General features: G+C 72.0%; 22 protein-coding genes. 11 read left to right on the top strand and 11 right to left on the bottom strand.

Going from position 1 to position 25,447, the window contains the following annotated elements:
- Positions 1 to 516 carry a methylated-DNA--[protein]-cysteine S-methyltransferase gene (locus AB0I79_RS11485; protein WP_357870431.1) on the bottom strand — a complete coding sequence of 172 codons (516 nt, stop codon included), beginning with the start codon at positions 514 to 516 and terminating at the stop codon, positions 1 to 3.
- Here AB0I79_RS11485 and AB0I79_RS11480 point away from each other — a divergent pair.
- Positions 515 to 1,432, top strand: coding sequence for a ribonuclease Z (locus AB0I79_RS11480; RefSeq protein WP_357870428.1), 918 nt, complete (start codon positions 515 to 517; stop codon positions 1,430 to 1,432). The genes AB0I79_RS11485 and AB0I79_RS11480 overlap by 2 nt on opposite strands.
- On the opposite strand, the gene AB0I79_RS11475 is transcribed toward AB0I79_RS11480, so the two are convergent.
- The 3 genes from AB0I79_RS11475 to AB0I79_RS11465 form a co-directional block, all read right to left on the bottom strand.
- A complete protein-coding gene (locus tag AB0I79_RS11475) occupies positions 1,405 to 2,058 on the bottom strand; it encodes a hypothetical protein (protein ID WP_357870426.1) in 654 nt (217 codons plus the stop codon). The genes AB0I79_RS11480 and AB0I79_RS11475 overlap by 28 nt on opposite strands.
- A gap of 47 nt (positions 2,059 to 2,105) precedes the next feature.
- Positions 2,106 to 2,849 (bottom strand): isocitrate lyase/phosphoenolpyruvate mutase family protein, encoded by a 744-nt coding sequence (locus AB0I79_RS11470; protein ID WP_357870423.1) that lies wholly within the window; start codon positions 2,847 to 2,849, stop codon positions 2,106 to 2,108.
- Between the two features lie 106 nt (positions 2,850 to 2,955).
- Positions 2,956 to 3,519 carry a hypothetical protein gene (locus tag AB0I79_RS11465; RefSeq protein ID WP_357870420.1) on the bottom strand — a complete coding sequence of 188 codons (564 nt, stop codon included), beginning with the start codon at positions 3,517 to 3,519 and terminating at the stop codon, positions 2,956 to 2,958.
- 415 nt (positions 3,520 to 3,934) lie between these two features.
- Between AB0I79_RS11465 and AB0I79_RS11460 the strand changes: the two genes are divergently transcribed.
- Positions 3,935 to 4,426 carry a hypothetical protein gene (locus AB0I79_RS11460; RefSeq protein ID WP_357870418.1) on the top strand — a complete coding sequence of 164 codons (492 nt, stop codon included), beginning with the start codon at positions 3,935 to 3,937 and terminating at the stop codon, positions 4,424 to 4,426.
- Positions 4,427 to 4,497: 71 nt separating this feature from the next.
- Here the strand turns inward: AB0I79_RS11460 and miaB are convergent, their stop codons facing one another.
- Positions 4,498 to 5,997: a tRNA (N6-isopentenyl adenosine(37)-C2)-methylthiotransferase MiaB gene (miaB, locus tag AB0I79_RS11455; RefSeq protein WP_357870415.1), complete on the bottom strand. Its 1,500-nt coding sequence runs from the start codon at positions 5,995 to 5,997 to the stop codon at positions 4,498 to 4,500.
- Positions 5,998 to 6,134: 137 nt separating this feature from the next.
- Between miaB and AB0I79_RS11450 the strand changes: the two genes are divergently transcribed.
- The 6 genes from AB0I79_RS11450 to AB0I79_RS11425 all read left to right on the top strand — a co-directional run bounded on the left by AB0I79_RS11450 (position 6,135) and on the right by AB0I79_RS11425 (position 12,234).
- Positions 6,135 to 6,890, top strand: a complete 756-nt coding sequence (locus tag AB0I79_RS11450; RefSeq protein WP_357870412.1) for an amino acid ABC transporter ATP-binding protein — start codon at positions 6,135 to 6,137, stop codon at positions 6,888 to 6,890.
- 113 nt (positions 6,891 to 7,003) lie between these two features.
- Entirely contained in the window at positions 7,004 to 7,771 is a 768-nt protein-coding gene (locus AB0I79_RS11445) for a glutamate ABC transporter substrate-binding protein (protein WP_357870409.1), read from the top strand.
- Between the two features lie 58 nt (positions 7,772 to 7,829).
- Positions 7,830 to 8,498, top strand: a complete 669-nt coding sequence (locus AB0I79_RS11440) for an amino acid ABC transporter permease (RefSeq protein WP_357870406.1) — start codon at positions 7,830 to 7,832, stop codon at positions 8,496 to 8,498.
- Positions 8,495 to 9,412: an amino acid ABC transporter permease gene (locus AB0I79_RS11435; protein ID WP_357870403.1), complete on the top strand. Its 918-nt coding sequence runs from the start codon at positions 8,495 to 8,497 to the stop codon at positions 9,410 to 9,412. The genes AB0I79_RS11440 and AB0I79_RS11435 overlap by 4 nt, the downstream gene beginning before the upstream one ends.
- 99 nt (positions 9,413 to 9,511) lie before the next feature.
- Positions 9,512 to 10,357 carry a glutamate ABC transporter substrate-binding protein gene (locus AB0I79_RS11430; RefSeq protein ID WP_357871635.1) on the top strand — a complete coding sequence of 282 codons (846 nt, stop codon included), beginning with the start codon at positions 9,512 to 9,514 and terminating at the stop codon, positions 10,355 to 10,357.
- A 50-nt stretch (positions 10,358 to 10,407) separates the two neighbouring features.
- On the top strand, positions 10,408 to 12,234 hold the full coding sequence (locus tag AB0I79_RS11425) for a prolyl oligopeptidase family serine peptidase (RefSeq protein WP_357870400.1): 1,827 nt from the start codon (positions 10,408 to 10,410) through the stop codon (positions 12,232 to 12,234).
- A gap of 16 nt (positions 12,235 to 12,250) precedes the next feature.
- On the opposite strand, the gene rny is transcribed toward AB0I79_RS11425, so the two are convergent.
- The 4 genes from rny to AB0I79_RS11405 form a co-directional block, all read right to left on the bottom strand.
- Positions 12,251 to 13,867: a ribonuclease Y gene (rny, locus tag AB0I79_RS11420; protein WP_357870397.1), complete on the bottom strand. Its 1,617-nt coding sequence runs from the start codon at positions 13,865 to 13,867 to the stop codon at positions 12,251 to 12,253.
- 664 nt (positions 13,868 to 14,531) lie between these two features.
- On the bottom strand, positions 14,532 to 15,071 hold the full coding sequence (recX, locus tag AB0I79_RS11415) for a recombination regulator RecX (RefSeq protein ID WP_357871633.1): 540 nt from the start codon (positions 15,069 to 15,071) through the stop codon (positions 14,532 to 14,534).
- 950 nt (positions 15,072 to 16,021) lie between these two features.
- Positions 16,022 to 17,116, bottom strand: coding sequence for a recombinase RecA (gene recA, locus AB0I79_RS11410; protein WP_357870394.1), 1,095 nt, complete (start codon positions 17,114 to 17,116; stop codon positions 16,022 to 16,024).
- Positions 17,117 to 17,311: 195 nt separating this feature from the next.
- Positions 17,312 to 18,079 carry a helix-turn-helix domain-containing protein gene (locus tag AB0I79_RS11405; RefSeq protein ID WP_357870391.1) on the bottom strand — a complete coding sequence of 256 codons (768 nt, stop codon included), beginning with the start codon at positions 18,077 to 18,079 and terminating at the stop codon, positions 17,312 to 17,314.
- A 63-nt stretch (positions 18,080 to 18,142) separates the two neighbouring features.
- Between AB0I79_RS11405 and AB0I79_RS11400 the strand changes: the two genes are divergently transcribed.
- Together AB0I79_RS11400 and AB0I79_RS11395 are read left to right on the top strand one after the other, a co-directional pair.
- Positions 18,143 to 19,327 carry an aspartyl protease family protein gene (locus AB0I79_RS11400; RefSeq protein WP_357870388.1) on the top strand — a complete coding sequence of 395 codons (1,185 nt, stop codon included), beginning with the start codon at positions 18,143 to 18,145 and terminating at the stop codon, positions 19,325 to 19,327.
- Between the two features lie 37 nt (positions 19,328 to 19,364).
- Complete coding sequence (locus AB0I79_RS11395; protein ID WP_357870386.1) at positions 19,365 to 19,685, top strand: hypothetical protein; 321 nt, start codon at positions 19,365 to 19,367, stop codon at positions 19,683 to 19,685.
- On the opposite strand, the gene AB0I79_RS11390 is transcribed toward AB0I79_RS11395, so the two are convergent.
- Complete coding sequence (locus tag AB0I79_RS11390; protein WP_357870384.1) at positions 19,682 to 19,876, bottom strand: DUF3046 domain-containing protein; 195 nt, start codon at positions 19,874 to 19,876, stop codon at positions 19,682 to 19,684. The two genes, AB0I79_RS11395 and AB0I79_RS11390, sit on opposite strands and share 4 nt — an antisense overlap.
- Positions 19,877 to 20,127: 251 nt before the next feature.
- Positions 20,128 to 20,514 (bottom strand): VOC family protein, encoded by a 387-nt coding sequence (locus AB0I79_RS11385; RefSeq protein ID WP_246547069.1) that lies wholly within the window; start codon positions 20,512 to 20,514, stop codon positions 20,128 to 20,130.
- 192 nt (positions 20,515 to 20,706) lie between these two features.
- Between AB0I79_RS11385 and AB0I79_RS11380 the strand changes: the two genes are divergently transcribed.
- Positions 20,707 to 25,407 carry a DEAD/DEAH box helicase gene (locus AB0I79_RS11380; protein ID WP_357870381.1) on the top strand — a complete coding sequence of 1,567 codons (4,701 nt, stop codon included), beginning with the start codon at positions 20,707 to 20,709 and terminating at the stop codon, positions 25,405 to 25,407.
- Positions 25,408 to 25,447 lie beyond the last annotated feature (40 nt).

Below are 25,447 nucleotides of genomic sequence, written 5' to 3'. Positions count from 1 at the left end.
CTAGAGATCGAGCAGCGTCGGCTGCAGGTATCCCTCATGGGTCAGCAACCAGCGCTTGGTCTCCACGCCCTCGCCGCCGCTGAAACCGCCCAGCCCGCTGCCCGCGATCACCCGGTGGCAGGGCACGACGATGGGGATCGGGTTGGAGCCCATGATCGAGCCGATGCCGCGGGCGGGCACGCTGGAGCCGCTCAGCCTGGCCAGCTCGCCGTAGGTGACGGTCCTGCCGTACGGGACCTCGTGCAGGGCCCGCAGCACCCGCAGCCGCGAGCCCGACATGAGCCGCCAGTCGATCGGCGTCCCGAACGTCTTCAGCTCGCCCGCGAAATAAGCGTTCAACTCGGCGACGACGCAGGCCGTACGATCCGCATCATGAACCTCAGCCAGGTCGAGGCGGCCCGCCAGCCGGTCGCGGGACCCCCATCCCGACGCGACGAGGCCGATCTCGGTGACGGCCAGCACGAACATGCCTACAGGCGTGGGCACCTCGGCGAAGGCAACCGTGGTGGTCATCATGTCCTCACGTGAGCTCGTGGTGCTGGGCACGTCCAGCGCCGTTCCTACCCGACACCGTAACCACAACGGCTACCTTCTGCGCTGGGACGGTCAAGGCTTCCTGTTCGACCCGGGCGAGGGCACCCAGCGGCAGATGGTGCACGCCGGGCTGAGCGCGAACGACGTGCACTGGCTCTGCCTGACCCACTTCCACGGCGACCACTGCCTGGGCGTGCCCGGCGTCGTCCAGCGCATCGCCCGCGACAAGGTGCGGCACCCCGTGCGGGCGGTCTTCCCCGGCTCCGGCGAGACGTACTGGCGGCGGCTGCGCCACGCCGCCGCGTTCGCCGACACGGACGTCATCTCCGAGCATCCCGTCTCCGGCGACCTGTCCGGCGTCGGGCCGCTCATCGCGCGCCGCCTGTCCCACCCCGTCGAGTCGTACGGCTACCGCGTCCAGGAGCCGTCCGGCCGCCGCATGCTGCCCGAGAAGCTGGCCGCCCACGGCATCCGCGGCCCCGAGATCGGCGAGCTGCAGCGCACCGGCTCCGTGCGCGGCGTCACGCTCGCCGAGTGCAGCGAGCCGAAGCCCGGCCAGAGCGTGGCGTTCGTGATGGACACCCGGCTCTGCGACTCCGTCTTCGAGCTGGCCTCCGGGGTGGACCTGCTGGTGATCGAGGCCACGTTCCTGTCCGCGGAGAGCGCGCTGGCCAAGGAGTACGGGCATCTGACGGCGTTCGAGGCGGGCGTGGTGGCGGCGGACGCGGGCGTGCGCAGGCTGGTGCTCACGCACTTCTCGGAACGGTACGGGTTCGACGCCGAGCCGTCCTTCGTCGAGGAGGTACGGCGCAGCTTCGGCGGCGAGGTCGTGACGGCCCGCGACCTGATGCGGATCCCTGTCCCGAAGCGTCAGGCCAGCCAGGCCCCGGCGAGGTAGCCGACCCCGTACGGCGCCGCCTCCCTCAGCAGGCGCCCCCGGTACGCCCGCGCGCCCGCCGCCCCCGCCAGCACCTGCAGGGCCGCCCGCCCGCTCACCCACAGCCTGTCGGCCTCCTCGGGATCGAGCGCCGCCAGCGTGGCCGGGTCGCCCGTCGCGATCGCCTTCGCGATCAGGTCGTTGTACGGGCCCGCCGCCTCGTCGTGCCTGCCCGGGGCCCTGGGGCTCAGGCAGGCGGAGCCGTCGGCCATGACCAGCAGCGCCACCCGGTCGCCGCGCCCGCCCAGCTCCGCGCCCAGCGCCAGGCAGCCGGCGGTCGTCGTGCCGAAGGCCACGGACTGGAAACCCTGGGGCTCGCCGTCACCGAGGAGCAGGCGGGCGACGGTCAGGGACAGCGGCAGCACCGGCTCCCCGGCGCCCGCCGTGCGGTCCACGCCCCAGGGGCGCAGGGTGCCCGCCGCGCCTGCCGCGTACGCGCGGGTCGCCTCGGCGCCGCCCACCACGACCAGCGCGTCGGGGCGCGCCTCCCGCAGCGCGGCGATCGCGGCCTGGCAGGCGGAGCGCAGCTCGGGCATCCCGAGCACGACCAGCGGGGTCGACGGGCAGACGGCGGCGGCGACAAGCACGAGCGCAAGCGTACGTGGCCCCTCGCCGCCGCCCCCACCCGGAGGGTTCAGAAGGGCCTGCGGCCCTCCCGGATCCCGGCGATCAGGCCCCGGGTGAAGGCGTGGGACGCCCCGTGCAGCCCGCTCCCGAAGCTGATCCTGGCCACCCCGAGCTCCGCCAGCCCCTCGAGGCTCGGTGCCCGCTCGCCGAAGTACACGTTGACCGGCGCCCCGAGCTCGCTCACCAGGGCCCGGATCTCGTCCTCGTCGGCCAGCAGGATGGGGTACACGCAGTCGGCCCCCGCCTCCAGGTACCGCCGCCCGCGCGCGACGGCCTCCTGCCTGGACGCCGGGCCGTGCAGGTAGACGTCCACCCTCGCGTTGATCACCAGCGCGTCACCGGCGGCGGCCCGTACCTCGGCCAGGAACTCCGCCTGCGCCCCCGGATCCACCAGCTCGCCGCGGCCCGGCAGGGAGTCCTCCAGGTTGCAACCGGCGGCTCCGGCCTCGGCCAGCCGTTCGACGAGCTCGGCGGGCCTGAGCCCGTACCCGCGCTCGACGTCGGCGGTCACCGGCACACCCGCCACGGCCCTGGCCACGCGGGCGATGGCCGCCATCATCTCGCCGACGGGAGTGTGCTCGCCGTCGTCGTAGCCCAGCACGTGCGCGACGGCGGCGCTGCTGGTGGCCACGGCGGGAAAGCCCGCCTCCCGCACGGCGCGGGCGGAGGCGGCGTCCCAGACGTTGGGCAGGATCAACGGGGTGCCGGGCACATGGAGCGCACGCAGTGCGGACGCGTCGTCAGTCGTCATGGCCCAACCCTAGGAGCGGGAAGTGGCGCCCTGGCAGAGCCAGTCCGCCCTCAAGACGGCAAGCCACTTTCCGGCACGCCGCCCGCGCAGCGACTCCTCGCCCGCCCTAGCAGCCGCTCTTCGAGCACTGGCCGGCGACCTCGCCCGCGGGGCCGTTGGCCGGGGTGTCGGCGGGGGTGTCGCTGCCGGAGGACTGCGGCGCCCTGGTGGGGGACGTGGTGGCCGGCTTCTTTCCGTCACCGCGGCTCGTCTGTGTGGCCGGCCCGGAGTCCGTCGAACCGGTGTCGGCGGGGCCGCCCGTGCCGGGGTCGGCGACGTCGCCCATGCTGCCGTCGTCGGGGGCATCGGCGGGCAGGTCGCCGTCCTCGGGGGACTCGGCGGTGACGTCGCCCATCGTGGCGTCGTCGCCACCGAGGTCGTCGCCGGCCTCGGTGCCGCCGGTGGTCTGGGCCGGCGCGGGGCCGCCGCCGCCCTGCTGGGCGGCCTCCCCTCGGCCGCCGGCCAGCATGTAGCCGCCACCCCCCGCCAGCAGGACCGTCAGTACCGCCGCGGCGATGATGAGCGGCTTGTTGTTCGTCGCTTTTCTCTGACGGCCATTTCTCGACGCCGGGCGGATGTCTCCCGGCCCGGTCAGGATCTCGTGACGATCCGGCGCGTTCGGATCATGCATGGGGTTACAGCTCCCTGCGGTCGTATCGGGGAAAGCTCGCCGGCTTCCGCGGGTGATGGACCACACTAGCCGCAACGGCTGAATGCTCGCACACCAATCACAAAGGAATCACGACTTGTCCCCCCTTCGATCCATTTGCCCAGGTAGCCGACCACCCCTCGCGCCGCTGGCAGGAGTCGCCGGCGTGCTCGCCACCGCCGGGGTGGGAATATTCCTGGCATTCAGCAACGCGCCCGATGCTTCACCGCATAGACACGGCGAATTCGATCAGGAAACCTCACTTTCCCCAAGATCGAATACGCCGGCTTCGCCACTCTGGGCATCGAACGTGACACCAACAGCGACCGCCGCGGCGACCTCTCCTGGATCGTTCCCCTTCCCGTCCGTCCAGCCGGCGGGCATGATGCTCGGGCCTTTGTCACCGCCCTGGATCGAGGCCGTGCCGCCGTGGAACGCGGCGGCCTCCCCACCCGTGGACGCGGTGCTCTCGCCGGTTCCGGGCGCGCCCGTCGCACCGCCCGCGGACGGGATCCCGTACTCGTCGGGCGTGATCGCGCCGCCTCCGGGCGGGGTCGCGCCACCCGTCACCGTCCCCGCGGGGACCGCCGGCCCGCTCGCGACGGTCCTCGGCCGGCCCGGGCACTCGTCCCCCGCGCCCGGCCACGCCGCGTCTCCCGGCCGCTCGCCGGTCCCTCCCCGGGAACGCTCAGCCCCTCCTGACCGGGCACAAACCTTCCTGACGCCGCGGGCGTCCCCGCAGGCACCTCCCCCGCGACGGCCGGCACCGAGCAGACACGCCGACACCCCGCCGCCCGCACGCGGGCGCGGCCTGCCGAACCCCTGCGCCACGATGCACGACTTCCGCCGGCAGCCCTGCGAGCAGGTCCTCGACAGCCTCACCCGCTGATCGCCCGGCCCGCCCTCGCCCCGACCGGGCGAGGGCGGGCCGGGCGAGGGCGGGCGCACGCCGCAGCCCGGTCAGTGGGCCGAGCAGCCTCCGGTGGACGCGGGCAGCGGGGCGGGGCGCCCGATGCCGGGCATGCCGAGCAGGACCCCCGTGCCCGGCGAGGAGGCGGGGGCGGCCTGGCGGGCCTCCCAGGCGTCACCGGCACGGGTGCGCCGGACGCCCAGGACGGCGCCGTCGGCCACCAGGTGGTGCGGGGCCGCGTACGTGACCTCGACCGTCACCATGTCGCCCGGCCGGGGCGTCTCGGCGCCCACCGCGAAGTGCACGAGGCGGTTGTCAGGCGCGCGGCCCGACAGCCGGTGCGTGGCCTCGTCCTTGCGGCCCTCGCCCTCCGCCACCAGCACCTCGAGCGTCCGCCCGACCTGCTTCTTGTTCTCCTCCCACGAGATCTCCTCCTGCAGGGCCACGAGCCGCTCGTAGCGCTCCTGCACGACCTCCTTGGGCACCTGGTCGGGCATGGTGGCCGCGGGGGTGCCGGGACGGATGGAGTACTGGAAGGTGAAGGCGTTGGCGAAGCGGCTCTGGCGGACGACGTCCAGGGTGGCCTGGAAGTCCTCCTCCGTCTCGCCGGGGAAGCCGACGATGATGTCGGTGGAGATGGCCGCGTCGGGCATGGCCGCGCGGACGCGCTCGATGATGCCGAGGTAGCGCTCGGCCCGGTACGAGCGGCGCATCGCCCGCAGCACCCGGTCGGAGCCGGACTGCAGGGGCATGTGGAGCTGGTGCATGACGTTGGGGGTCTCGGCCATGGCCGCGATCACGTCGTCGGTGAAGGCGGCCGGGTGGGGCGAGGTGAAGCGGACCCGCTCCAGGCCGTCGATGTCGCCGCAGGCGCGCAGCAGCTTGCCGAAGGCGAGCCGGTCGCCGAACTCCACGCCGTACGTGTTGACGTTCTGCCCGAGGAGCGTGACCTCCAGCGCCCCCTGATCCACCAAAGTCCGGACTTCGGCCAGGATGTCCCCGGGCCGGCGGTCCTTCTCCTTGCCGCGCAGCGACGGCACGATGCAGAACGTGCAGGTGTTGTTGCAGCCGACCGAGATGGACACCCAGGCGGCATAGGCGGACTCGCGCTTGGTGGGCAGCGTCGAGGGGAAGACCTCCAGCGACTCCTTCAACTCCACCTGCGCCTCGCCCTCGACGCGGGCCCGCTCCAGCAGCACCGGCAGCGAGCCGATGTTGTGCGTGCCGAACACCACGTCGACCCATGGCGCCTTTCGGACGATCTCGCCCTGGTCCTTCTGCGCCAGGCAGCCGCCGACGGCGATCTGCATGCGCGGGTTGCGCGTCTTGGCCGGCCGGAGGTGGCCGAGGTTGCCGTAGAGGCGGTTGTCGGCGTTCTCCCGCACGGCGCACGTGTTGAACACGACCACGTCGGCCGTCTCGCCGTCGTGGGCGGGCACGTAGCCGGCGTCCTCCAGCAGGCCTGACAGCCGCTCGGAGTCGTGGACGTTCATCTGGCACCCGTATGTGCGCACTTCGTACGTGCGGGCGCCCTCCTGGGTCACAGTCATGGCATGTTCAAGGGTAGTCGTTGTGCGGCTTGCGGCGGCCCGTATGGATCTAAAAGGCCAGCTTGGCGGCATGATGTGATCGGATCGGTACCGCTCGGTTAGTGCACAGCGTTCTAAGGCCCTCTACGTTTTACTCCATGACGGAGAACGGGGACGCCACTCCACTGGTCCAGTTGGAGAACGTCAACAAGCACTTCGGGGCGCTGCACGTCCTGAAGGACATCAACTTGACCGTCTCTCGCGGCGAGGTTCTGGTCGTCATCGGCCCTTCGGGCGGAGGGAAGAGCACGCTCTGCCGCACGATCAACCGGCTGGAGACGATCAACGACGGCAGGATCATATTCGACGGCCAGGTGCTACCGGCCGAGGGTAAAGCGCTGGCAAGGCTGCGTTCCGAGGTCGGAATGGTCTTCCAGTCGTTCAACCTGTTCGCTCACAAGACCATCCGGGAGAACGTCACGCTCGGCCCGACCAAGGTCCGCGGCGTCTCGAAGGCCGCCGCCGACGAGCGGGCGATGGAGCTGCTGGAGCGGGTGGGCATCGCGGCGCAGGCCGACAAGTACCCCGCGCAGCTCTCCGGCGGTCAGCAGCAGCGTGTCGCGATCGCCAGGGCGCTGGCCATGGATCCGAAGATGATCCTGTTCGACGAGCCCACCTCCGCACTGGACCCCGAGATGGTGCAGGAGGTGCTCGATGTGATGATCGGGCTGGCGCGTGACGGCATGACCATGATGGTCGTCACGCACGAGATGGGGTTCGCCCGCCGCGCCGCCAACCGGGTCGTGTTCATGGCGGACGGGCAGATCGTCGAGGAGAACACCCCCGACGAGTTCTTCACCAACGCGCAGACGGACCGTGCGCGCGACTTCCTTTCGAAGATCCTCACGCACTGAGAGTTATGAGGCAGGTACACATGCACATGCGTCGAACGGGAGCGGTGCTCTCCATTGCGGCACTCGCCGCGGGCCTGGCCGCTTGTGGCGGTGGGGGAGAGACGTACGCCACCGTGGCTGACAAGATCACGGGCGGCGGCACGATCGTGGTCGGCACCAAGTGGGACCAGCCGAGCCTGGGCCTGAAGATGGGCAACGAGCCCGAGGGCTTCGACGTCGACGTTGCCAAGGCCGTGCTGAAGGAAGTGAACGGCGGCAAGGATGTGAAGGTCGAATGGAAGGAGTCGGCCTCGTCCAACCGCGAGCCGTTCCTCCAGAACGGCACGGTCGACATCATCTTCGCCACCTATTCCATCACCGAGGAGCGCAAGGGCAAGGTCACCTTCGGCGGCCCGTACGTCATCGCGCACCAGGACATCATGGTCCGCAAGGACGACGCCTCGATCAACACCCCGCAGGACCTCAAGGGCAAGAAGATCTGCAAGGCCTCGGGCTCCAACTCCTACAAGCGCATCACCGACCCGCCGCCGGACGGTGAGCTCGACATCGACGCCACCACCGTCGACGCGGCCAACTACTCCGAGTGCGTGCAGAAGCTGACCGGCAGCAACCTCGACGCCGTCACCACCGACGACCTGATCCTGGCGGGCTTCGCCAAGCAGGCCGGCGGCAACTTCAAGGTGCTGGGCCAGGGCTTCACGGACGAGAAGTACGGCATCGGCCTGAAGAAGGGCGACACCAAGACCTGCGAGGCCGTCAACAAGGCGGTGGCCACGCTGTGGAGCAACGGCACCATGAAGACGCTGCTGGACAAGTGGTTCGGCGGCATCCAGGGCCTGAACGTGTCCACGCAAGCGCCGCCGGCCGAGGGTTGCGCCTGATCACGTCGGTGACGGCGGCCGGTGACCCGGCCGCCCGTCGCCCCTGCGGTGGAGCACGATGGACGAACTAATCAAGTACGGGCCCGACCTCGCGCTGGGATTCCTCGAGAACGTCAAGCTGTCGATCGTGGCCGCGATCGTCGCCTTGCTCCTCGGCACGGTCCTGGTGGCGATGCGGGTCTCCCCGACCCCGGTCCTGCGCGCGGCCGGCACCGTCTACGTCAACGTGGTGCGCAACACCCCGCTGACGCTGGTGCTGGCGTTCTCCGCGCTGGGCCTGAGCGACCAGCTCGGCCTGGTCTTCTCCGAGACGCCGACGACCAACTCGTTCTGGATCGTGGCGATGGGGCTGTCGGTCTACACGGCGGCCTTCGTGTGCGAGGCGCTGCGCGCCGGCGTGAACACGGTGCCGATGGGCCAGGCCGAGGCGGCCAGGGCGATCGGGCTGACGTTCATGCAGTCGCTGACGATGATCATCCTGCCCCAGGCGTTCCGCGCGGTCATCGCGCCGCTGGGCAGCGTGATGATCGCCATGATCAAGAACACCACGGTCGCGACGGCCGGCGGCTTCCTCCTCGACTCGGCGGCGGTCATGAAGATCACGTTCGACACGACCGGCGCGTCGATCCCGATCTTCCTCGGCATCGTCGTCGCCTTCATGGCGCTGACCATGCCGATCGGGTTCTTCACCGGCTGGCTGGCGCGACGGCTGGCGGTGGTCCGATGAGCACCTCCGTGCTGTTCGACGCGCCGGGCCCGCGCGGGCGGATCCGCAACCACACGCTCACGGTGCTCAGCGTCATCGCGGTCGGCGCCGTGCTGTACGGCATCTACCGCGGGTTCGACGCCAAGGGCCAGTTCGAGGGCAAGATCTGGCAGCCGTTCCTGCAGTGGGAGACCTGGGACTTCTACATCATCCCCGGCCTCATCGGCACCCTGCGGGCGGCGGCCGTGGCGGCGGTGCTCGCGCTGGCGTTCGGCGCGATCTTCGGCCTGGCCAGGCTCTCCGACCACAAGTGGATCCGGGTGCCGGCCGGCGTGGTGGTCGAGGTGTTCCGGGCCATCCCGCTGCTGCTGCTGATCTTCTTCATCTTCTACCTGGCGCCGATGATCGGCGGTGGCGGCGACTACGCCTTCATGGCGGTCGTCGTCGGGCTCATGCTCTACAACGGCTCGGTGCTGGCCGAGGTGGTCAGGGCCGGCGTGCACGCGGTGCCCAAGGGGCAGTCCGAGGCCGCGTACGCGGTGGGCATGCGCAAGAACCAGGTGATGAGGCTGGTGCTGCTGCCGCAGGGCGTCACGGCGATGATGCCGGCGATCGTCAGCCAGCTCGTGGTGCTGCTCAAGGACACCGCGCTCGGCTACATCATCGCCTACGTCGACCTGCTCAACACCGGCTTCAAGATCCTGCCGGCCCGCTTCTTCGGCTCGCTGATCCCGGCGGCCATCGTCATCGGCGTCATCTACCTGGCGCTCAACATGGCGCTGAGCTACCTGGCCACGTGGCTGGAGCGGCGCAGCAGGCGCAGCCGCAAGACGGCGGCCCGCCCGGTCGCGGCGCCCGGCTCGGCCGAGGTCGGCGTGGGCGCGGGGCAGGGCACCGAGGGCGGCGGCCTGGCCCCCGACAAGCCCCTGGAGTGACCCGTTCCCGGGCGGCGAACGTCATGCTCGCCGCCCGGGATGTCAAAGAAAGCGTCAGATCCGCATTGCAACCCGGTCGGCGCGGGTACTCGGGTGAGCATGCGCAGGGCGGCGCTCGCGGGGGCGGCTGTGACGGTGGGGCTGGCCGCGTGTGGCGGCGGCGGCTCGTACGCAACCGTCGTGGACAAGATCAAGAACACCGGCACCGTCGTCGTCGGCACGAAGTGGGACCAGCCGGGCCTCGGCCTGAAGATGGGCAGCGGCGAGCCCCAGGGCTTCGACGCCGACGTGGCCCGCTACCTCGTCAACCACCTCACCGGCGGCAACGAGGTGCGGATCATCTGGCGCGAGGCGCCGTCGTCCACCCGCGAGGCGCTGCTCCAGAACGGCACCGTGGACATGATCGTGGCCTCCTACTCCATCACGCACGCCCGCAGGCCCAAGGTGACGTTCGGCGGCCCGTACGCGATCGTCCCCCAGGACACCATGGTCCGCGCCGGCGACACGAGCATCCGCAGGACGAGCGACCTGCGGGGCAAGCGGATCTGCCTGGCCGAGGGCTCGAACTCCTACCGGCGGATCGTGGACCCGCCCCCCGACGGCAAGCTGGACCTGCCGGCCCGGCTGGTGAACGCCGCCAACTACTCCGACTGCGTCCGCAAGCTCGCCGCCGACCAGCTCGACGCGGTCAGCACCGAGAACCTGATCCTGGCCGGGTTCGCCCAGCAGGACCCCGGCAGGTTCCGGCTGCTCAACGAGCCGATCTCGTACGAGAACTGGGCCGTCGGGCTCAAGAAGGGCGACACCGAGACCTGCGAGGCCGTCAACCGGGCGATCGCCCGCATGTGGCAGGACGGGACGACCACGCGGCTGCTGCGCAAATGGTTCGGCAGAACAAATCTCGACCTGCCCTCCGCCCTGCCGCGGCCCGCGGGGTGCCCCTGATCTCCGGGGACCGGTCCGCACTCCAAGCGATCTTCCGGCAGGATGCGGGTATGCCCTTCTGGCCCTCCCCCATTTCGACCAGAGACGTGGCCGGGTCCGGCGTGCGTCCCGGCTGGCCCGTGGCCATGGACGGCCGGGTGTGGTGGACCGAGGACCGTCCCGACGAGGGCGGGCGCACGGTGATCGTCCGCCGCGCCGCCGATGGCACGCGCCGCGATCTGCTGCCCGCGCCCTGGTGCGCGCGCACGCGGGTGCACGAGTACGGCGGCAGGCCGTACGCCGTGACCCCCGCCGGCGACGTGGTCTTCGCCAACCTCAAGGACCAGCGGCTGTACGTCCTGTCCGGCGACGGCGAGCCGGAGCCCCTCACCGACGACGGCTGCCGCTACGCGGACCTGCTGGTGCACGACGGCCAGGTGTGGTGCGTACGCGAGCACCACGACGAGAACGGCAAGGTCACCAGGGCCGTCGTCGCGATCCCGCTGGACGGCGGCGAGACCCGCGTGTGGGCCGCCGGCTGCGACTTCTACGCCGGTCCGGCCGTCTCGCCCGACGGGCGGCATCTGGCCTATGTCTGCTGGGACCACCCCCGCATGCCCTGGGACGGCACCGAGCTCCGCGTCGTCCCCCTCGACGGCGGCGGCACCGCGTGGCGGGTCCGCGGCGGCCCCACCGAGTCCGTGCTCGCGCCCTCCTGGAAGGACGACTCCCGGCTCTACCTGGTCTCCGACGCCTCCGGCTGGTGGAACCTCTACGAGGTGGGCCTGCGCGGCGAGGGGGCGCGGGCGCTGCGCCCGGCCGAGGAGGAGTTCACGCTGCCGCCGTGGCAGCTCGGCGGCATGCCGTACGCGGTGCTGCCCGACGGGCGGCTCGCCGTCCTGCACGGGCGCGGCGACCTGCGGCTGGGCCTGCTCGACCCCGGCACGGGCACGCTGACCGACCTCGACCTGCCCCACACCGGCTGGAACGCGGCGCTGGCCGCCGACGGCACGTCCGTGATCGGCGTCGGGTACACCGCCACGACCCCGCGCTCGGTCGTGGCCGTCGACACGGTCACGGGTGGGCACCAGGCGCTCGAACGGGACCTCGCCACCTTGCCCGACCCGGCCTACCTGCCCGTCCCCGAGCCTGTACTCGTGCGGCGGGCCTCAGCGGACGTGCACGCGTTCCTCTACCCGCCCCACGCCGCCGCCACCGACGGCACGCCCCCGTACGTGATCTTCGTGCACGGCGGCCCGACCGCCCACGCCGACACCGCGCTCGACCTGGAGAAGGCGTTCCTCACCTCACGCGGCATCGGCGTGCTCGACCTCAACTACGGCGGCTCGACCGGCTACGGCCGCGCCTACCGCGACCGGCTCAAGGGCCAGTGGGGCGTGGTGGACGTCGAGGACGCGATCGCCGCCGCCGAGTGGCTGGCCGCCCAGGGGCTGGCCGACCCGGGCCGGATCGCGATACGCGGGGGCAGCTCGGGCGGCTGGACGGTGATGGCGGCCTGCTGCCGCTCCGACGTGTTCGCCGGCGGCGTCTCCTACTACGGCATCAGCGCCCTCGCCCCGCTCGCCGCGCACACCCACGACTTCGAGTCCCGGTACGTGGAGTGGCTGGTCGGGCCGGAGGATCCGCAGGTGTACGCCGCCCGCGAACCCCTCGCGCTGGTCGACGGGGTGAGCTGCCCCATGCTGCTCCTGCAGGGCCTGGAGGATCCCGTGGTGCCGCCCGAGCAGTCCTCCGCCTTCGCCGACGCGCTCGCCGACCGCGGGGTGCCGTGCACGTACCTGGCCTTCGAGGGCGAGTCGCACGGCTTCCGCCGCACCGAGACCCGCGCGGCGGCCCTCGCGGCGGAGCTGGCCTTCTACCAGCAGATCTTCTCGTAGGCGGGCGGCGGGAGGCTCAGCGGGCGAACTCGGTCGCCCGCGACTCCCGCACCACCGTGATGCGGATCTGCCCGGGGTAGGTGAGCTCCTCCTCCACCTGCTTGGCCACGTCCCTGGCGATCACCTGGGCCTGGATGTCGTCGATGGCGTCCGGCTTGACCATGACCCGGATCTCCCGCCCGGCCTGCATGGCGAACACCTTCTCCACGCCGTCGTAGGACTGCGCGATCTCCTCCAGCCGCTCCAGCCGCTTGACGTACGCCTCCAGGGACTCGCGCCGGGCGCCGGGCCGGCTGCCGCTGATCGCGTCGGCCGCCTGCGTGAGCACCGCCTCGACGGTACGCACCTCGACCTCGTTGTGGTGCGCCTCGATGGCGTGCACCACGTCCTCCTCCTCGCCGTACCTGCGGGCGATCTCCGCCCCGATCAGCGCGTGGCTGCCCTCGACCTCGTGCGTCAGGGCCTTGCCGATGTCGTGGAGCAGGGCGCAGCGCTTCATCAGCGTCTGGTTCATCTTGAGCTCGGCGGCCATGATGCCGGCGATGTGGGCGGACTCGATGAGGTGCTTGAGCACGTTCTGCCCGTAGGAGGTGCGGTAGCGCAACTGTCCGAGCAGCAGCGTCAGCTCGGGGTGCATGTCGGTGATGCCCAGCTCGACGAGGGCGTCCTCGCCGGCCCGCGCGCACAGGTCCTGGACCTCCTGGCGGCTGCGGTCGTGCGCCTCCTCGATGCGCTGCGGGTGGATGCGGCCGTCGAGCACCAGCTTCTCCAGCGTCAGCCGCGCCGTCTCCCGCCTGACCGGGTCGAAGCACGACAGCAGCACCGCCTCGGGGGTGTCGTCGATGATCAGGTTCACGCCGGTCGTGGACTCGAAGGCGCGGATGTTGCGGCCCTCGCGGCCGATGATCCGGCCCTTCATCTCGTCGCCCGGCAGGTGCAGCACGCTCACGACCGACTCGGCCGTCTGCTCGGCCGCCAGCCGCTGCACGGCCAGCGTCACGATCTTCGTGGCCCGCTTCTCACCCTCCTTGCGGGCCTCCCCCTCGATCTCCCTGATGATCAGCGCGGCCTCGCGCTTGGCCTGGTTCTCGATCTCCTTGACCAGCTCGGACTTGGCCTGCTCGCCGGTCAGCCCGGCCACCCGCTCCAGGATGAGCCGCCGCTCCTGCTCGACCTGCAGCAGCTCCTCGCGCCGGTCGGCCAGCTCGACCTCGGTCTCGGCCAGCTTCCTGTCACGTTCCGCCTGCCGCCTGGCCTCCTCGTCCAGCCGCTGCTCCCGCTCAGCCAGCCTGGCCTCCCGGCGCTCGAGGTCGGAGCGCAGCTCCTTGAGCTCGGACTTGAGTATCCGGCTCTCCTCCTCGACCTCGCGCCGCATCTGCGCGGCGCTCTCGGCCGCCGCCTCCGACCTGCGCAGGATGTCCTCGGCGTCGCTCTCCGCCTTGTGGCGGATCTCCCGCGCCTCCTCCCGCGCCTGCTCCAGCTCCTCGTGGACCGCCTCCACCTGCTCGGCGCTGGGCTTGGCCTTGCCGGGCAGGCTGCCCGAGGTGCGGCGTATGACGACGAGAAGCGCCACGATCATCCCGAACGCGAGCACGAGCACCGCCACCATCAGCACCACGACCAGCGGCCCCATGTGTGCCCCGCCCTCCTCGCGTCGTCAAGAACTCATAACGCGGCCACAAACGGGAGGGGTCACAGGCGCGCCGCGGAAAGCCCTGTCGGCGTCATCGCCGGGATCGATGTCAAGCCAAGGCTGATGGGGCGTCGACCGCTCGTGCCGACACCTCTCCTGCCTCGTTCAATTCGTCCGTCGTTCACCGGTATGGCAATCCGCGCTGCGCGGAGTAACTCCTCACTGCCGTCGAGGTTATGCGTCGAACAGGTCACGAGCAAGCAAACGCGTCATCAAGCGTGTCTTACAGGCCTGCATCTCCACGTTCAGACAGGTGTCACCCATGAGCGCCGGAATCGCCCTTCTGGTCGGGGCATGCTGCGGCATGTCGCCCATGACCCGGGTCACCGAACGGGCAAGGCACACCCGCCAGCGGCTCAGGAGCCCCCAGCGCGCCACCGCCAGGCCCGACGGCCGGAGGCACGGGTCACGTACGGCACGCAAGGATCCAGCCGTCAGGGACGGCAAGCAGGGGTCCCGCCGTCCCGTACGGCAAGCAGGGATCCTGCCGCCAGGGGCGGCAAGCGGAGGCGTCGGCCGTCCGCACCTGTCGCCGTCACCTGCGAAAGGCGGAGGCCGACCGGCCTGTCCCACGGCGCACGAGCACAGAGGATCGGGACGTGACTCAGGAGAAGTCCTCCTCCACCTCGACGCCCTCCTGTTCGAGCGCTTCCCGGATGACGCGGAAGGCCAAGCCGGAAGGGTAGCCCTTGCGTGCGAGCATGCCGGCCAGCCGACGGGTACGGGTCTGCGGGTCGAGCGAACGGGTGGCTGCGAGCTTGCGTTCCACCAGCCGCCGGGCCGTCTCTTCCTCCTGGTCGGGATCCAGCCGTTCCACGGCCTCGTTGACCGTGTCGCTGTCGACGCCCCGGTGACGCAGCTCGGCCGCAAGGGCGCGCTTGGCCAGCCCCCGGCCGTGGTGCCGGGAATCGACCCAGGCCGCGGCGAACGCCTCGTCGTTGATCAGCCCCAGCTCGGAGAAGCGGCTGAGCACCGCCTGCGCGGCCTCCTCCGGCACGTCCCGCTTGCGCAGGGCCTCGGCGAGCTGGGCGCGCGTCTTGGGAGCCATGGTGAGCAGGCGGAGGCAGATGGCGCGGGCCACCGACTCGGGATCCGCCTGAGGCCCCGTGCCGGCCGGGCTCTCGGCATCGGGCCCGTCGGGCAGCCGTCCCCGCCGCCGGCCGCTCTTGCGACCGCCCCGCCGCGACCGTCCCCCGGCACCGCTCTCGGACCACTCGTTGCCGCCCCCGACCTGCCCGGCGCCCCCGACCTGCCCGGCGCCCTCACCGAGCCAGCCAGTGCGCGCATCCGGCTGTCCTGCGCCGCCATACCGCTGTCCGGCCCCGTCCGGCTGTCCAGCATCATCAGCAGACCGTCCAGCACCGCCATCACGCCGTCCTGCACCGCCTTCGAACCGCTCAGGTCCGTCATCGGGCCGTCCAGCACCGCCTTGGAACCATCCAGCTCCGCCATCGGGCTGATCGAAGCCTTCGCCGAAGGGCCCGAGCCCTTCGCCGGCCTGCCCGAACCGCCCTGAGCCTCCAGCCGTCCGTCCTGATCTTCCGCCTGAGCGCCCGGACTTCCCCCTGGACCGCCCGGCACGTCCGCCGGATCCCGGGGCGGTGCGGCCGTCCAGTCGCCGCCCCTCGCTGTCGCTCGGCTCCGCCGCGAACCAGCTGCTCCCGGCCAGCACCTCGGGGTGCCACTCGTCCCCAGGACGGCGCCCCTGGGGTGAGGCCTCGGCACGGACGCCCTGGTCGTCTCCTCCGTCAGCCACGCCGGCGACGGGCGGAGGGTCGGCCGGTCGCCCAGACGGACCCAGTGGTGGGCCCAGCGGTGGGCCCGGCGGCGGGTCGGTCTGGCGGGCAGGGGGACCCTGCGGCGGGTCGACCGGTTGGGCGGGCGGGCCCGGCGGGTCGGGAGAGCCGTCTTCGTCGGAAGGGGTGGCGGCGCGCATGCGGTCGCGTTGCTCGCGCCACTCCGTCACCGACGGCCAGCCGTCCGTGGCCGAGCGGGCCAGGTCGCGCGGGCGGGATGACGTGGGGTCGGGCCAGGCGCCCCGGTCTGGCGGCTGGGGCGCTTGCGGCCGGTCCGTGCTGCTCATCGGGTCAGCGATCAGACGTCACCCGGCTTGGGGGTGGACTTCGAGCCGCGGCCCGACGGGGCGGCGGCCGGGGCAGGAGCAGGGGCGGCGGTCTCGACGGGAGCGTCGAGGCGCGGGCCCACGCCCAGCTTGTCCTTGATCTTCTTCTCGATCTCGTTGGCCATGTCGGGGTGGTTCTTCAGGAAGTTGCGGGCGTTCTCCTTGCCCTGGCCGAGCTGGTCGCCCTCGTAGGTGTACCAGGCGCCGGACTTGCGGACGAAGCCGTGCTCCACACCCATGTCGATGAGGCCGCCCTCGCGGGAGATGCCCACGCCGTAGAGGATGTCGAAGTCGGCGACCCGGAAGGGCGGGGCCATCTTGTTCTTGACGACCTTGACCCTGGTGCGGTTGCCGACCGCCTCCGTGCCGTCCTTGAGGGTCTCGATGCGGCGGATGTCCATACGGACCGAGGCGTAGAACTTCAGCGCCTTACCACCGGTCGTGGTCTCGGGGCTGCCGAACATGACGCCGATCTTCTCGCGGAGCTGGTTGATGAAGATGGCGGTGGTGCCGGTGCTGTTGAGGGCGCCGGCGATCTTGCGCAGGGCCTGGGACATGAGGCGGGCCTGGAGGCCGACGTGGCTGTCGCCCATCTCACCCTCGATCTCGGCCTTGGGCACCAGGGCCGCGACCGAGTCGATGACGATGATGTCGACGGCGCCGGACCTGATCAGCATGTCGGCGATCTCGAGCGCCTGCTCACCCGTGTCGGGCTGGGAGACCAGCAGGGCGTCGGTGTCGACCCCCAGCTTCTTGGCGTATTCGGGGTCGAGGGCGTGCTCGGCGTCGATGAACGCCGCGATGCCCCCGGCCCGCTGGGCGTTGGCCACGGCGTGCAGGGCGATCGTGGTCTTGCCCGAGGACTCCGGGCCGTAGATCTCCACGATGCGGCCGCGCGGCAGGCCGCCGATGCCGAGGGCGACGTCAAGGGAGATCGACCCGGTGGGGACCACCTCGATGGGAGCTCGGGCGTCATCGCCCAGTCTCATGACGGAGCCCTTGCCGAACTGCCGCTCGATCTGGGCGAGCGCGGTCTCGAGGGCCTTCTCGCGGTCGTTGATAGCCATGGGAACTCCCCCTGGGGGTCGTGGTCCGATCAGTCGAGTGAAAGCTACGGCCTGCCACCGACAATTTCTGCCGTGTCGGGGAAGACGTGGCGGCTCGGCTGCGTCCATCGTAGCCGAACGGCTGTTCGATCACAGCAAGAACACGCAGGTCGACCATGAGAGCATGCACATCCGCCCGCCCGCTCCGGCCAGCCGTCAGCCCGAGCCCGCCCCGCCCGCCACCCCACCTGGCGCCCCGCCTGCCGCCCCATCCGCCGCCTCACCTGCCGCCCCGCCGGCCACTCCATCCGCCAGCCCGTCCCCCGGCCCATCCGCCAGTCCGGCTGGCTTCGGCGCGGCGAGCAGCCGGAGCGCCTTGAGGAACAGCTCCGGGGGACAGTGTTCGGGGGCGAGCAGGGTCAGCAGGCGCATGCCGAGGTCCAGGGACTTCAGGATGGCGTCGGCCTCTTCGTACGGAAGCTCCGCCAGCCCGCTCCCCACCGGCGCCAGCGGATGCGGCCCCGAACCCGCGCCCTCACCGGGGAACAGCAGGGCGACGAGCTGCTCGCGCACGGCCGGATGGCGAGTGGCGTGGACCATGAACTCCACCGTCAGCCGGGCGAACCTGTCCTGCCCGCCGCCCCGCGCGCTCTCCACCCAGTACGCGCCGAACTCCTCCACCAGCGCCCCCGCCTCCCGCCCGCCGTGGAGCAGCCGCTCCGCCTGGGCCCGCGCCTCCCGCCCGAGCCCGTGCCGCAGGACCGCGAGCAGCAGATCCTCCTTGCCGTCGAAGTTGGAGTAGACGGCCCCCTTGGTGAGCCCGGCCTCGGCGGCCACCTCGTCCACCGACGCGCCCTGGATCCCGCGCTCGGCGAACACCTTCTCCGCCGCCTCCAGCAGGGCGAGCCGATTGCGCTCACGCTGCTCCTGCCTGCTGAGCCGTTCCACCGCCACCACCCACTCCACGCTCCACAAGGTTGACATCCCCAAGAGTATCCGAATACTGAGCGGTATCTGAATACCGACGAGTATCGGAAAGAGGAGCCCATGGAGATCGAGCAGAGGACGCCCGTGGACGGACCCGTGACGCCGGAGCGCGCCGACGAGCTGTTCCAGGCGGGCGACTTCGACACCGCCGACGTCCTCTACCGGCGAGTGCTCGCGGCCGACCCCGACCACGTGCACGCCCTCGCCCAGCACGCCTACCTGACCCTCCTGGCCAACCGGCTCCCGGCGGCCGAGCGCCTGCTGAGGAGGGTCCTGCGCCTGGACCCCGGCCACGCCGGCGCGCTGCGGAACCTGGGCGACACCCTGTGGCGCGCCGACAAGTTCGCCGAGCTGGCCGACCTCCTGCCCGGCGTGACGGAGGGCGCCCTCTCGGCCACCCCCGAGCAGCTCAGGAGCTTCGCCGGACGTACCCCGTACACGATCTCGGGGCCCGCGGCCGTCAGGATCCCGTTCGCGGCGCAGAGCCCGCTGCCCATGATCGAGGCGTCACTGAACGGCGCGCCGCCCGCCCTGTTCTTCCTCGACACCGGCGCGCTGTTCGCGCTCAACGACGACTACGCCGCCCGCCTCGGCATCCCCACGTACGGCCGCACGACGGGCCGCACCCTCTACGGCGAGCACCCGAACCTCCAGGGCCGCGTGGACCGGCTCACCATGGGTGAGCTGACCATCGAGCAGGTGCCGGCGCACACCATCCCCGACGAGATCCGCCTCACCGCGCCCGACGGCAGGCAGACCCAGGGCGCGATCGGCACCAGCGTGCTGGCCCGGTTCCTGGCCACCATCGACTATCCGGGCCGGGCGCTCGTGCTGCGCCGGGACAGGCGCGCCGCCGTGCGGGCGGAGCACACCGCGCCCCTGTGGTTCCTGGGCGACCACTTCCTGCTGTCCCACGGCACCGTGAACCACCTCGACCGGATGGTGTTCTTCGTCGACACCGGCGGCGGCGACATCGGCTTCACGGCTCCCCGCTCCACCCTCGACGCGGCCGGGATCGCCGTCCCCGCGGACGGCGGCCCGCATCCGGTGACGGCCGGGCGGGTGACGCTCGGCACCGCCGTCCGCCACGACGTCCCCGGCCTGGCAGGGGCGTTCCCCGACTGGTTCGAGCACGGGTTCGGCTTCCGGATCGGCGGCCTGCCCACGCACGAGTTCTTCAGGCCGTACGCGCTCACGTTCGACTTCGCGGGCATGCGCATCCTGATGGGCACCTCACGGGAATGACACGCGGGCGGTTGCCTCCTGCGTGTTGTCGGGCGCCATGAGCTGGGGAGACTCACTCCAGGGCGACGACTGGAGGCGGCACGTGGCGAGCGGCTACACCGGGGAACGACGCGTCCATCTCGAGGCACTCGCCGAGCTGCTGCCCGCCCATGGCCTGGTCAGCCGCATGGTCGGCGGTGAGGACCCGGTGTTGTGGGTATGGCACCCGCGCACCGGGCGCCAGACGATCATCTTCGCCACCCCGGCGAGCCACGGCTGGCAGTTCCTGTGGTCGCCCGGCGGGCAGTGGCCCGCCGCCGACCTGGAGCGCGCGGCCACGGCGCTCCGTGACGCCCTCGATCAGGAGCGATCGGCCTAACGCAGCTTGGACGAGACGTCCTCCACCTGGCAGACCGCCCGCCACACCGTCTTGACGCTCTCGCCGTCGGCCAGCGCCTGCACGACGGTGCGACCGCCGAGAGGGGCCAGGACGTAGTCGCGGGCCCACGACTCCGCGTACATCTCACCGAAGTGAGCGTTCATCCGTCTCCAGAACTCCGTCAGGCGCATGAACCCAAGTATGGAAGCGCACGAGGTGTGGGTAGGACATCCCCATGCCAAAGACCCCCAAGTCTTCACCCCCGAAGACAGCCAGGACGAAGGCCAACAGAGCCAAGCGCCGCCGGTTACTGCTGGCGCTGCAACAGGCCGTGCGGAAGGAGAAGGCGGAGCGTGCCGAACGGCACGCCGGTATCAGACAGGAGCCGCGTGCGGGCAAGCCGCGCACGCGCAGGGCGTCACGGCGCTAGACACCTCGCGGGTCACAACACCCGCGCGCCGTACATCTCACCGAGATGGTCGGCGAGCAGCTCCAGCCGGGCGCCGTCGGGGTCCTTGAAGTAGATGGAGGCGCCGCTCTCGATCTGGTGCGGCACGCCGGCCATCTCCAGCTTCCCGCGCAGCCTCTCCCACGTGGCGGGATCGACGGAGATCGCGATGTGGTGCAGCCCGCCGAGCACTTCCTGGTACGGCCCGAGGTCGAGGCCGGGGAAGTCGAAGAAGGCGAGCAGGTTGCCGTTGCCGATGTCGAAGAAGAAGTGGTTCGACCCCTTGTAGTCGCGATTTTCGATGATCTCCGTGAGCGGGAACTCCAGGAGCTCCTGGTAGAACTTGATGGTGCGTTCCACGTCGGACGAGATCAGCGCCATGTGGTGCAGGCCACGCGCGCTGCTGGACGGCCGGTGCGGTAAAACGTAGCGCTGTCTTATCTCCGCTCGGCGGGCTTCGATGGTCGCGTAATCGATGGTCACGGTCGCTGTATGTCCGCCAGGGCACCGGCTCAATCACCCGCCGCCGCGCCAAATGCGTTTTCTGTCGGTGCCGGGAGGCACTATGTGCAGGTGAGCTCGCTAGCCCAGTTCAGCCAGGTGACCAGGCAATGGTTCGCCGGGGCCTTCCACGCGCCCACGGCCGCCCAGGAGGGGGCGTGGGAGTCGATCTCGCGCGGCGACCACACCCTGGTCGTCGCGCCCACGGGCTCGGGCAAGACGCTGGCGGCGTTCCTGTGGTCGCTCGACCGGCTGGCCGCCGCGCCGGAGCAGCACGCGCAGGACAAGCATGCGCAGGACAAGCACGCGCAGGACAAGCACGCGGAGGGGCGCAAGGGGACGAGGGTCCTGTACGTGTCCCCGCTCAAGGCGCTGGCCGTGGACGTCGAGCGCAACCTGCGCGCGCCGCTGGCCGGGCTGAAGCAGACGGCTCGGCGGCTCGGCCTGCCGGTGCCCGATATCTCGGTGGCGATCCGCTCGGGCGACACCCCCGCCGAGGACCGCAGGCGGTTCGCCGCCAAGCCGTCCGACATCCTGATCACCACGCCGGAGTCGCTGTTCCTGCTGCTCACCAGCCAGGCGCGGGAGGCGCTGCGCGGCGTGGAGACGGTGATCGTGGACGAGGTGCACGCGGTCGCGGGCACCAAGCGCGGCGCCCATCTCGCGCTCAGCCTGGAGCGGCTCGACGCGCTGCTCGACCGGCCGGCGCAGCGGGTGGGGCTGTCGGCGACCGTGCGGCCGGTGAGCGAGGTGGCGGCGTTCCTCGGCGGGGCGCGGCCGGCCACCGTGGTGCAGCCGCCGTCCGACAAGCGGATCGAGGTCGAGGTCGTCGTCCCCGTCGAGGACATGACGGAGATGGAGGGCCGCGCTGGAGCAGCGCCCCAGGAGGAGGAGTTCGCCCCCGAGCCGGGCAACCGGTCGATCTGGCCCCACGTCGAGGACCGGCTGTTCGACCTGATCGAGGCCCACAGCTCCACGATCGTCTTCGCCAACTCGCGGCGGCTGGCGGAGCGGCTGTGCACGCGGCTGAACGAGCTGGCCTACGAGCGGCAGCAGGGCACCGAGACCGTCGACCTGTCCATCTGGGAGAGCGGGCCTTCCCGGCCCATGCCCGCCGAGGTGATGGCGCAGGCGGGCGCGAGCAAGGGCGTGGTGACGGAGATCGTACGCGCCCACCACGGCTCGGTCTCCAAGGAGGAGCGGGCACAGATCGAGGAGGCGCTCAAGTCGGGCCGCCTGCCTGCCGTGGTCGCCACCTCCAGCCTGGAGCTCGGCATCGACATGGGCGCGGTCGATCTGGTGGCGTGCGTGGAGGCGCCGCCGAGCGTGGCCAGCGGGCTGCAGCGCATCGGCCGGGCGGGCCACCAGGTGGGCGCGGTGTCCAGAGGCGTCATCTTCCCCAAGTACCGGGGCGACCTGGCGCAGACCGCCGTGGTGGCCGAGCGGATGAAGAGCGGCCTGATCGAGGAGCTGCGCTATCCGCGCAACCCGCTCGACGTGCTCGCCCAGCAGATCGTGGCGATGACCGCGCTCGACGAGTGGACGGTCGACGAGCTGGAGAGCGTGATCAAGCGGGCCGCCCCCTACGCCACGCTGCCGCGCAGCGCGCTGGAGGCCACGCTCGACATGCTGGCCGGGCGTTACCCGAGCGAGGAGTTCGCCGAGCTGCGGCCCCGCATCGTGTGGGACCGGGTGACCGGCACCCTCCAGGGCCGGCCAGGCGCGCAGCGGCTGGCGGTGACCAACGGCGGCACGATCCCCGACCGGGGCCTGTTCGGCGTCTTCCTGGTGGGCGAGCGGGCCTCCAGGGTGGGCGAGCTGGATGAGGAGATGGTCTACGAGTCGCGGGTCGGCGACGTGTTCGTGCTGGGCGCGACCTCCTGGCGGATCGAGGACATCACCGCCGACCGGGTGCTCGTCTCGCCCGCGCCGGGGCAGCCGGGCAAGCTGCCGTTCTGGCACGGCGACGCGCCGGGGCGGCCGGCCGAGCTGGGCCGGGCGATCGGGCAGTTCCTGCGCGAGCAGGCCAAGCAGGGCTCGACGGACCGGATGCGGGCGGCGGGTCTCGACGAGTACGCCGCGGGCAACCTGCTGGCCTACCTCCAGGAGCAGCGGGAGGCGACGGGGTACGTCCCCGACGACCGCACGCTGCTGGTGGAGCGGTTCCACGACGAGCTGGGCGACTGGCGCGTGGTCATCCACTCCCCCTACGGCGCCCGGGTGCACGCGCCGTGGGCGCTGGCGATCAACCGGCGGCTGCGCGAGCGCTACGGCATCGACGTGCAGGCCGTGCACTCCGACGACGGCATCGTGCTGCGCATCCCCGACACGCTGGCCGAGCCGCCCACCGACGTGGCGGCCTTCGACGCCGAGGAGATCGAGCAGATCGTCACCGAGGAGCTGGGCGGGTCGGCCATGTTCGCCTCCCGGTTCAGGGAGTGCGCGGGCCGGGCGCTGCTGCTGCCGCGCCGCACGCCCGGCCGGCGCAGCCCGCTGTGGCAGCAGCGGCAGCGCGCGGCCCACCTGCTGGGCGTGGCCTCGCAGTACGCCTCGTTCCCGATCGTGCTGGAGACGATGCGCGAGTGCCTGCAGGACGTCTTCGACGTGCCGGGGCTGGTGCAGCTCATGCGCGACATCGCCGCGCGCAGGGTGCGGGTGGTGGAGGTGGAGACGTCGCAGGCCTCGCCGTTCGCGGCGGCGCTGCTGTTCCACTACGTGGGCGCGTTCATGTACGAGGGCGACGCCCCGCTGGCCGAGCGCCGGGCGCAGGCCCTGGCGCTGGACACCACGCTGCTGGCCGAGCTGCTCGGCCAGGCCGACCTGCGCGAGCTGCTCGACCCCGACGTGATCTCCGACAGCGAGCGCGAGCTGGCCAGGCTCGACCGGCCGCTGCGCGACCTGGAGGACCTCGCCGACCTGCTGCGCTCGCACGGGCCGCTGCTGGCTCCCGACGTGAGCGTGCGCGGCGGCGATCCCGCCTGGCTGGAGGAGCTGGAGCGGTCGCGGCGGGCGATCAGGGTGCGCGTCGCCGGCGAGGAGCAGTGGGCGGCCATCGAGGACGCCGCGCGCATGCGTGACGCGCTGGGCGTGCCGCTGCCCGTCGGGATCCCGCACGCGTTCCTGGAGCCGGTGGCCGATCCGCTGGCCGACCTGGTGGCGCGGCACGCCCGTACCCGGGGCCCGTTCCACGCGGGCACGGTCGCGGCCAGGTTCGGGCTCGGGGTGGCCGTGGTGACCGACGCGCTGCGGCGGCTGGCCGCGAGCGGGCGGGTCGTCAGCGGGGAGTTCCGGCCCGGCGGGCGGGGCGAGGAGTGGTGCGACGCGGGCGTGTTGCGGATGCTGCGCCGCAGGTCGCTGGCCCGGCTGCGCAAGGAGGTCGAGCCGGTCGCCCCCGAGACGCTGGCGCTGTTCCTGCCTGCCTGGCACGGAATCACAGGCTCCGGGCAGGGCCCAGCGGGCTCCGGCACGGACGCGAGCGGCCGCGCCGCGCCCGGTTCCGGTGCGGCCGGTTCCAGTGCGGCAGGTTCCAGTGCGGCAGGTTTCGGCACGGCAGGTTTCGGCACGGACATGCGAGGCCCGGTCAGCTCAGCCCGGGCGATGGACGCGCTGGTGCGCTCGATCGAGCAGCTCCAGGGGGCGGCTGTGCCCGCGTCGGCGCTGGAGACGCTGGTGCTGCCCTCGCGGGTGCCCGGCTACCATCCGGCGCTGCTCGACGAGCTGACCTCGGCGGGCGACGTCATCTGGGTGGGGCAGGGGTCGCTGCCCGGCGGCGACGGCTGGGTGTCGCTCTACTTCGCCGACACCGCGCCGCTGCTGATGCCCGAGCCCGCCGAGATCACGATGACGCCGGTGCACGAGCGCGTGCTGGAGCTGCTCGGCGGGGGCGGCGCGCTGTTCTTCCGCGGCCTCACCGACCAGTTCGGGTCCGCGCTGGACGACGCCACGCTGGTGGCCGCGCTGTGGGACCTGGTGTGGTCCGGGCGGGTCTCGGGCGACACGCTCGCCCCGCTGCGGTCCACGCTCGGCACCGGGCGGCCCGCCCACCGGCCCGCGACCACGCGGCGGCGCAGGGCGGTGCTGCCGAGCAGGAGCGGCCCGCCGACGGTGGCGGGGCGGTGGTGGCTGCTGCCCTCGGCCGCGGCCGACGCGACCCAGCGGGCGAACGCGCAGGCCGAGGTGCTGCTGGAGCGGCATGGCGTGGTGACGCGCGGGGCGGTGACGTCGGAGCGGCTGCCTGGCGGGTTCACGCCGATCTACCAGGTGCTGCGGGCGTACGAGGAGAGCGGGCGGTGCCGCAGGGGCTACTTCGTCGAGGGGCTCGGCGGCGCGCAGTTCGCCCTGCCGGGGGCGGTGGACCGGATGCGGGCCATGGCTCCCGGCCTCGCGTCCTCCCCTCGTCAAGAGGGGCGAAGGGCCGTGGTGCTGGCCGCGGCCGACCCGGCCAGCCCGTACGGCGCCGCGCTGCCCTGGCCGCAGCGCCCCGGCGAGGCCGGGCACAGGCCCGGCAGGAAGGCCGGCTCGCTGGTGGTGCTCGTGGACGGCCACCTGGTGCTGTACGTCGAGCGCGGCGGCAAGACGCTGCTGTCGTTCACCGACGGCGACCGGCTGCAGCCTGCGGTCGACGCGCTGGCCCTGGCCGTGCGTGACGGGGCGCTGGGCAAGCTGACCGTGGAGCGGGCCGACGGTTCCGCCATCGTCGACTCGCCCCTGGCGGCGGCCCTGGAGGTGGCCGGGTTCCATCCCACGCCGCGGGGTCTGCGCCTGCGCGCCTGAGCGATCGTCCCGGCACGAAGTCGGCCCCCGGCTTCCCCCA

The sequence above is a fragment of the Nonomuraea sp. NPDC050202 genome (genome assembly GCF_040656115.1).
In the GTDB taxonomy this organism is placed as follows: domain Bacteria; phylum Actinomycetota; class Actinomycetes; order Streptosporangiales; family Streptosporangiaceae; genus Nonomuraea.
The sequence above is the reverse complement of the archived record's forward strand: the minus strand, read 5'-3'. Positions and strand labels throughout refer to the sequence as shown.